This is a genomic window from Saccharomonospora iraqiensis subsp. iraqiensis (assembly GCF_000430445.1).
GTDB classification, from domain to species: domain Bacteria; phylum Actinomycetota; class Actinomycetes; order Mycobacteriales; family Pseudonocardiaceae; genus Saccharomonospora; species Saccharomonospora iraqiensis.
Map to the genome: position 1 here is coordinate 12,081 of NZ_KE387129.1, position 8,052 is coordinate 20,132.

The 8,052-nt window shown below is 71.2% G+C and carries 6 protein-coding genes; 5 read left to right on the forward strand and 1 reads right to left on the reverse strand.

Going from position 1 to position 8,052, the window contains the following annotated elements; translation table 11 throughout:
* The 3 genes from ACTIR_RS0119110 to ACTIR_RS0119120 all read left to right on the forward strand — a co-directional run.
* Positions 1–1,571 (forward strand): glycine cleavage T C-terminal barrel domain-containing protein (locus tag ACTIR_RS0119110; RefSeq protein ID WP_324607106.1); only part of this gene is annotated, 1,571 nt, incomplete at its 5' end.
* Positions 1,561–2,172 (forward strand): sarcosine oxidase subunit gamma, encoded by a 612-nt coding sequence (locus ACTIR_RS0119115; RefSeq protein ID WP_052583955.1) that lies wholly within the window; start codon positions 1,561–1,563, stop codon positions 2,170–2,172. The genes ACTIR_RS0119110 and ACTIR_RS0119115, both read left to right, overlap by 11 nt.
* Positions 2,169–3,551, forward strand: coding sequence for an L-serine ammonia-lyase (locus ACTIR_RS0119120; RefSeq protein WP_026455476.1), 1,383 nt, complete (start codon positions 2,169–2,171; stop codon positions 3,549–3,551). The genes ACTIR_RS0119115 and ACTIR_RS0119120 overlap by 4 nt, the downstream gene beginning before the upstream one ends.
* 490 nt (positions 3,552–4,041) lie before the next feature.
* Here ACTIR_RS0119120 and ACTIR_RS26060 read toward each other — a convergent pair whose 3' ends face one another.
* Positions 4,042–4,623, reverse strand: a complete 582-nt coding sequence (locus ACTIR_RS26060; RefSeq protein ID WP_154663817.1) for a hypothetical protein — start codon at positions 4,621–4,623, stop codon at positions 4,042–4,044.
* A 256-nt stretch (positions 4,624–4,879) separates the two neighbouring features.
* Here ACTIR_RS26060 and idi point away from each other — a divergent pair, with 256 nt between their 5' ends.
* Both idi and ACTIR_RS24405 read left to right on the forward strand, forming a co-directional pair.
* Complete coding sequence (idi, locus tag ACTIR_RS0119125; protein ID WP_026455477.1) at positions 4,880–5,503, forward strand: isopentenyl-diphosphate Delta-isomerase; 624 nt, start codon at positions 4,880–4,882, stop codon at positions 5,501–5,503.
* Between the two features lie 212 nt (positions 5,504–5,715).
* Positions 5,716–8,052 (forward strand): sensor histidine kinase (locus ACTIR_RS24405; RefSeq protein ID WP_267879501.1); only part of this gene is annotated, 2,337 nt, incomplete at its 3' end.

The following is an 8,052-nucleotide window of genomic DNA, read 5'->3' on the forward strand; positions in this document are numbered from 1 at the left end:
CGGCCCGGGACGCCGGGTTCGGCGCCGAACCGGCCCGCCTCCCGTCCGTGGAGCGGGCACCGATGCTGGCCACCGGTGTCCGGTGGCTCCCGCCGCACACCCCGGACGACGGCGGCGCCACCCAGTTCGTGGACCTCGCCCGGGACGCGACCGTCGCCGACGTCCGCAAGGCCGTCGGTGCGGGCCTGGACTCGGTGGAGCACGTCAAGCGCTACACCACCCTCGGCACCGCACACGACCAGGGCAAGACGTCGGGCCTGCTCGCGTCCGGGATCATCGCCGACCTGCTCGGCGCGGACGTCGCCGAGGTGGGCACGACCACGTTCCGCGCCCCGTACACGCCGGTGACCTTCGCCGCGCTGGCCGGGCGGGACCGCGGCGAGCTCTACGACCCGGTCCGGGTGACCGCCCTCCACGACTGGCACGTCGCACAGGGCGCGCCGTTCGAGAACGTGGGTCAGTGGAAGCGCCCGTGGTACTACCCGCGTGCCGGGGAGGACATGGAGACGGCCGTGCTGCGGGAGTGCCACGCCGTGCGGACCGGCGTGGGCATCCAGGACGTCTCCACCCTCGGCAAGATCGACGTGCAGGGTCCGGACGCGGCGGAGTTCCTCGACCTCGTCTACACCAACAAGATGAGCACCCTGAAGGTCGGCCGCATCCGGTACGGGGTGATGTGCACCGCCGACGGCATGGTCTTCGACGACGGCACGGTCCTGCGCACCGACGAACAGCGGTACCTGATCACCACCACGTCCGGCAACGCCGCCGGGGTGCTGGACTGGCTGGAGGACTGGCTGCAGACCGAGTGGACGCACCTGCGCGTGCACCTGACCTCGGTCACCGAGCACTGGGCCACCATCGCGCTGGCCGGGCCGAAGTCGCGGGACGTGCTGGCGCGGGTGACCGACGACGTCGCGCTGGACGCCGAGAGCTTCCCGTTCATGGCCTGGCGCACGGCGACCGTCGCGGGACACGAGGCGCGGGTGTGCCGGATCAGCTTCTCCGGCGAACTCGCCTTCGAGATCAACGTCCCGTGGTGGCACGGGCGTGCGGTGTGGGAGGCGCTGATCGACGCGGGCACGCCCGAGGGCATCACGCCCTACGGCACCGAGACGATGCACGTGCTGCGCGCGGAGAAGGGCTTTCCCATCGTCGGACAGGACACCGACGGCACGGTCACCCCGCAGGACCTCGGCATGGGCTGGGCGGTGTCCAAGAAGAAGGACGACTTCCTCGGCAAACGCTCGTTCACCCGCCCGGACACCGCGCGCACCGACCGCAAACAGCTGGTCGGGCTGCTGCCCGTCGACACCGACCTGGTCCTGCCGGAGGGCGCGCAGCTGGTGGCCGACGCGGAACTGCCCGAACCCCCGGTGCCGATGCTCGGGCACGTCACCTCCAGCTACCGCAGCGCCCCGCTCGGGCGCGGGTTCGCGCTGGCGCTGGTCAAGAGCGGGCGCGAGCGCATCGGCGAGACCGTCTACAGCCCCGTCGGCGACCGGCTCGCCGCGGTGACGGTCACCGAACCGGTCTTCTACGACAAGGAAGGAGCACGTCGTGACGGTTGACATCAGCGCACCGCGGCGCACCGCGGAGAGCCCGTTGGCGGCGAGGGCCACGCAGCTGGCCACGGCGACGGCGGCGGACCGGGTCCGGATGCGCGAGATCGGCTTCAGCACCCAGCTCGACCTCCGTCTCGACCCGAAGAGTCCCGCCGCGGAGCGCGTCGGGACGGCCCTGGGCGTGCTGCCACCGCACCAACCCGGCGAGGTGGCGGTCGCGGGCGAGCTGACCGTGCTCTGGCTCGGTCCGGACGAGTGGCTGGTGCTCGCGCCCGAGGGCGAGTCCGAGCGGCTCCAGGAGGCGCTGCGCACGGCGATCGGCGACGAGTTCGGTTCGGTCACCGACGTGTCGGGACAGCGCACCGTGCTGGAGATCTCCGGGCCGGACACCCGCGACCTGCTGGCCAAGGGCTGCGCGATCGACCTGCACCCGCGGGCGTTCGGCCGGGACCGGTGCGCGTCCACCATGCTCGCCCGGGCCCAGGTCGTGCTCGTGTGCCGGGACGTCGACACCCCCGTGTTCCGGGTACTGGTGCGCTCGTCGTTCGCGCGCTACCTCGCCGACTGGCTGACCGACGCGGCGGCCGAGTACGGGGACGCGCCGTGACGATCAGCGTCTTCGACCTGCTGTCGGTGGGCATCGGGCCGTCGAGTTCGCACACCGTCGGCCCGATGCGCGCCGCGGGCACTTTTGTGGCGCGCTTGCGCGAGCGGGGTGCGCTCGCGCAGGTGGCACGGGTGCGGGCCGAGCTGTTCGGCTCGCTGGGCGCCACCGGGCACGGCCACGGCAGTCCGAAGGCGGTGCTGCTCGGTCTGGAAGGCCACGACCCCGAGACTGTGGACCCGGCGGCCGTCACCGCGCGCGTCGAGGAGATCCGGACGACACACCACCTCCGGCTGGACGGCACGCACGAGATCCCGTTCACCGTGGACCGCGATGTGGTGCTGCACCGGCGGAAAACCCTGCCGCTGCACCCGAACGGCATGCGGTTCACCGCCACCGACGCCACCGGCGCCGAGGTGCTGTCGGCGGTGTACTACTCCGTGGGCGGTGGTTTCGTCCTCGACGACGACACCCCCGCCGACACGGCGTCCGACGACAGCGCGGCCGGGCCCCGGATCACGGCGGACACCACCCCCGTCACGCACCCGTTCAGCACGGGGGCGGGGCTGCTGGAGCGCGCCGCCGAGACCGGCCTGCCGATCAGCGGACTGATGCTGGCCAACGAACTGTCCTGGCGCGACGAGGACGCCGTGCGCCGCAGGCTGCTGCACGTCTGGCAGGTCATGCGGGAGTGCGTGGCCAACGGCTGCCGCAACACCGGCGAACTCCCCGGGGGGCTCAGGGTCGCCCGCCGGGCACCGGACCTGCTGGCGTCCCTCGGTGACGGGGACGACCCCCTGGAGTGGGTGACCCTGTTCGCGCTCGCCGTCAACGAGGAGAACGCCGCGGGCGGCCGGGTGGTCACCGCCCCGACCAACGGGGCGGCCGGGATCATCCCCGCCGTGCTGCACTACTACACCCGGTTCGTGCCGGGCGCCGACGACGACGGGGTCGTCCGGTTCCTGCTCACCGCCGGGGCGATCGGGGTGCTGTTCAAGGAGAACGCCTCGATCTCCGGTGCCGAGGTCGGCTGCCAGGGCGAGGTGGGCTCGGCGTGCTCGATGGCCGCGGCGGGCCTGACCGAGGTGCTCGGCGGGACCCCGCGCCAGGTGGAGAACGCCGCGGAGATCGCGATGGAACACAACCTCGGCCTGACCTGCGATCCCGTGGGCGGACTCGTGCAGATCCCCTGTATCGAACGCAACGCGGTCGCCGCGGTCAAGGCCATCACGGCCACGCGGATGGCGCTGCGCCGGGACGGCACGCACTACGTGTCGCTGGACAAGGCCATCAAGACGATGCGGGACACCGGCCGGGACATGAAGGTCAAGTACAAGGAGACCGCACGCGGCGGACTCGCCGTCAACGTCGTGGAGTGCTGAGTTCGGGATCGCAAGCCCGGAGCAGGGCCGAACGGGATCCGGCGGGAGCGGCCTGCCGGATCGACACGACGCCCGATCCGCAGGCATCCGGCAGAGGGGACCGTTATGGTGTGGGTGTGACGGCCTGCGACCCCTCCGAGAGCTCGCCGTTGCCGAGTCTGCCGCCGGGTGCGACATCGACACGGCGTCGAAGGCCCGAGACTCATCGTCGGATGCTGGACAAGGTCGCTGAGATCGAACGGACCGGGCGCAACCCGGATGCGGTACCGAGCGACGAGGTTCGGACGCTGATCGACCAGCGACTCGCTCGATAGTCGCACTCCGTCGATACTGTCAATAAGACTTCGGTGCGATCGCAGCCCACCGAGGTCCGGTGTCTCCGGGGTGGCGCGACCGTCGAACGTGGTCCGCCACCACGCCCGGTCGCGTCCACCGGAACTCTCAACTCCGGACTCACCAACCTCCGGACGCTGTGGGCCCCTGTGCCTACCTAGTAACTGCCCGGACCCTTGCCTCTGCGCCAGGTGTTGGTGCCCCAACCACGGAAAGTCTCCCCGTTGAGGATCTTCGACTTGCAGGCATCCGGGTACGACGGCAGAGCCGGACGAGGAGACTGGGGACGACAGAGTGCATGGACCCATCCGCGCTCGTCCTGGGTGATGCGCGTTCCCGGCCGGTAGTGTCGGCTGCACGCCGCGCAGGTTCCGGACCGGTCGGCTTTGATGATCCTCGGCGCATGGACATCCGCCGTAGAGGTGCGGGGGCGGCGATCACGGTCCGAGAGCTGCTTGCCGGGATCCACCCGCTCGTACGGCAGCTGGTCAGGACCGGTCGCGACCAGCTGGACAACCGTGGAAGGATCGACGGCCGGTTTCCCGTGCCGTCCGGCCCGCTGCGACAACCGGTCCGAGAGCCGTTGTGCCCGCCTGAGCTGCGCCCTCCAGCGTCGACCACCGCGCGGCCGGATCTCCGCGATGAGCTCCCGGAGCGAGGACGCCGACGTCGCGGGATCCTGCTTCCGCACGGTGCCCCCCATCCGCACCGCGCGCTCCAGTGCGTCGAGCTGTGCCACGACCTCGTCGAAAGATCGTCGCCGACGAGGCGCCCCTGACCGTGATCTGCCCATACCTGGTATTCGGAAAGCGACCTCGAGGTGTTTCACCACGTAAACCCGGTCGACGGTGGGCGCACGTAGGTCGGGGGGTGCGCCGGCACCCGGCGTGTGAGGTACTCAACTGGTGATCTCTTGATTACCCGAGGTGTCCGCGTCATGATCAACAGTCGTGCGTCCGGTCCGCGGACGCCGACTGTGAAGGGTGGTCACGACGATGACGGCGACGCTCGAGCCCGGTGTCGAATACGTGGTGCTCTGCGGGACGGGGCACGAACCCGTGGGATTCGCGCCCAAGGCGGAGGTGCACCACACCTCCACCCCGCTGCACCTGGCCTTCTCCTGCTATCTCTTCGACACCGACGGCGCCTTCCTCGTCACCCACCGGGCGCGGTCGAAGAAGACCTGGCCGGGTGTGCGGACCAATTCGTGCTGCGGGCATCCGAAGCCGGCCGAGTATCCCGCGGACGCCGTGAAGCAACGCCTGACCGATGAGCTCGGCATCGTGGTCGACCGGGTCGAACTGGTACTTCCCCGGTTCGCCTACGAGGCCACGATGCCGAACGGCGTCCGGGAGAACGAGGTGTGTCCGGTCTACCGGGCGGTGGTGGACACCCGGCCCACGCTGCGACCCGATCCGGCGGAGGTGGACCGCACCGAGTGGGTCGACTGGTCCGCGTTCGTCGACGAGGTGCTCGCCGACCCGGAGGCCGTCTCCCCCTGGTGCGCGCAACAGGTGGCCGCGCTGCACCGGCTCGGGCCGGACCCGCTGCGGTGGCCCGTGGCCGACGACGCGGAGCTGCCCGCCGCCGCCCGGGAGCCGCTCGTACCGCACGACTGAGCCGCGTCCGGCGTCCGGACCGGAACCGGTCGCCGACCACGGGAAAGCACGAGGTCACGACGCACGGTCAGGGGTGGCTGACCGTGCGCGTCCCGGATGGGCCATGATCAACGTCTGGTAGGAACACATCCGGCACGTGATCGGTGACTGTCGGCCGCGATCTCACCCGTCCGCGCGACCTCCGGCACCGGTTCAGCGCTTCGTGGAGCACAGTGAGCAAAGAGGACAACCCCAGCGACGGTCGGCAGAAGTCGATCCGGAAGCGCCTGACCGGGACGGCCCTCGTCCCCAGTGTCGCGCTCCTGGTGATGTGGACGGTGGTGTCGGTCTACTTCGTGGCCGACGCCATCTACGTCCGGACGGTCGCCTCCAGTGTGCAGCAGGTTTCGATCCCCGCCGTCACCACGCTGAGCGCGGTCCACGAGGAGCGCAGGCTGAGTCTGGTGTACCTGGCCGAGCCCGAGGCCGAGCTGAACGAGCTCCAGCAGCGGCAACGGGAGATCGACACGACGCTGGGCGAACTCCGCGAGGCGATGGACTCGGTGCGGGACCTCGTCCCGGACGAGATCGGGGCCCGGATGAGCAGGCTGGAGGCCGGTCTCGACGAGCTGCCCCGTATCCGCGCGGAGGTCCACCTCAGGACGATCTCGGCGGAGGAGGTCGACACCTTCTACAACGAGGTCACCGACACCGCCGCGGACCTGTTCGACGCCCAGGCCCGTGTCGTGCCGGACGTGACCGCCACCCAGGGCGCACTCGGCGCCACCGACGTGTTCCGGGTGTCGGACAAGATGTCGCGTGCCGCCTCCCTGGCCTCCGGCGCCCTGGCCCGCGGTGCGTTCGGCGAGTCCGAGCACCTGCGCTTCTCCCAGCTCGTCGGCTCCTACCGGTCCGGCCTGCAGGAACAGGGGCCGTACCTGCGGGGAGCGGCGGCGGAGACCTACAACGGTCTGACGTCCGCGTCCTCGTGGCAACGGCTGCACGACGCGGAGAACGCCCTGATCGGCCAGGGGCCCGGCCCGATCGAGTTCTCCGGCGGGGCCCGCATCGGCGCGAACGAGTGGCGTCAGCTCACCGAGGACGTCTCCCAACGGCTGGCCACACTCACCGTGCAGCAGGCGGACAACGTGTCGACGCAGGCGTTGGACGACGCCAACGGGAACCTGCGCAACGTCATCCTCGGCAGTGTGGCGGCACTGCTCGCCGCCGTCGCCTCGATCGTCGTCGCGGTCCGGGTCTCGCGGACCCTGGTGGACCGCACGCTGATGACCCGGCTGGAACGGCTGCGCGGCGACGCGCTCGAACTCGCCAAGACCCGCCTGCCGAACATCGTGCGGCGCCTCGGCAACGGCGAACACGTCGACGTGGACGCCGAGATGCCGCAGCTGGACCACGGGCGCGACGAGATCGGCCAGGTGGCGGAAGCGTTCAACATCGCCCAGCGCACCGCGGTCAACGCGACCGTCAGCGAGGCGAAGGCCCGCGCGGGTGTGAACAACGTCTTCCTCGGCATCGCCCACCGCACCCAGGGCCTGGTGCACCGCCAGCTGCGGATCCTGGACCGGATGGAGAGCCGCGAGGAGAACTCCGAACAGCTCACCGGACTGTTCCAGCTGGACAACCTGGCCACCCGCGCCCGGCGCACCACCGAGAACCTCATCATCCTCGGCGGCAAACACCCCGGCCGCCGGTGGCGCAAACCGGTCGCGCTGGTGGACGTGCTGCGGGCCGCGGTCTCCGAGACCGAGGACTTCTCCCGGATCGAGGTGGACGACGTCCCGGACGTCTCGATCATCGGGTCGGCCGTGGCGGACTCCATCCACCTGGTCGCCGAGCTCGCCGACAACGCCACCTCGTTCTCCCCGCCCGGGTCGCCGGTGCAGATCACCAGCACCGTGGTGGCCCGCGGCGTGGTCGTCGACGTCTCCGACCGTGGCCTCGGCATGAAGGACGACGTCCGCGAGTGGGCCAACCGGATGATGAGCGAGCCACCGGAGTTCGACGCGATGGCGCTGCGGGCCGACTCCAGCCTGGGCCTGTTCGTGGTGGCCCGGTTGGCCTCGCGGCTCGGCGTGCTGGTGACGTTCGACTCCTCGCGCTACGGCGGCACCAGGGCGACCGCGCTGATCCCGACGGAGATCCTGGCCGGCGGGGGCGGCGACGGTGACGGACCGAACGACGGCGGATCCCCGAACGGCACCTCGAACGGCAGCACCCCGGACGGTCACGGCCCGAACGGCACGGGCGGGCACGGGGCCGACCGTTCCGGGGCGGCCTCCACGACCCCGACACCACCGGACGAGGCCGGGGACCCGCCCCGGCAGACCCAACCGACCGAGCCGGGAACGGTGATGAGCCCCGAATCGGAAGCCCCGCACAACGGCGGAGCCTCGCCCCACCCGGCGGCCCCGCAGGCGCCGGAGATGACGGTGACGACAACCCCGGCGCTGCCCACGAGCCCCGGGGAGACACCCGAGGCACCCCGGACGGCAGCAGCGGCGGACGCGGCCGGTCCCGCGGCACCGACGGCGTCCGGGACACCGTCGCCA

Excerpts from the sequence above, each read along its gene's own strand:
- idi (WP_026455477.1), top strand. The coding sequence starts at position 4,880 with ATGACGGCGACGCTCGAGCCCGGTGTCGAATACGTGGTGCTCTGCGGG.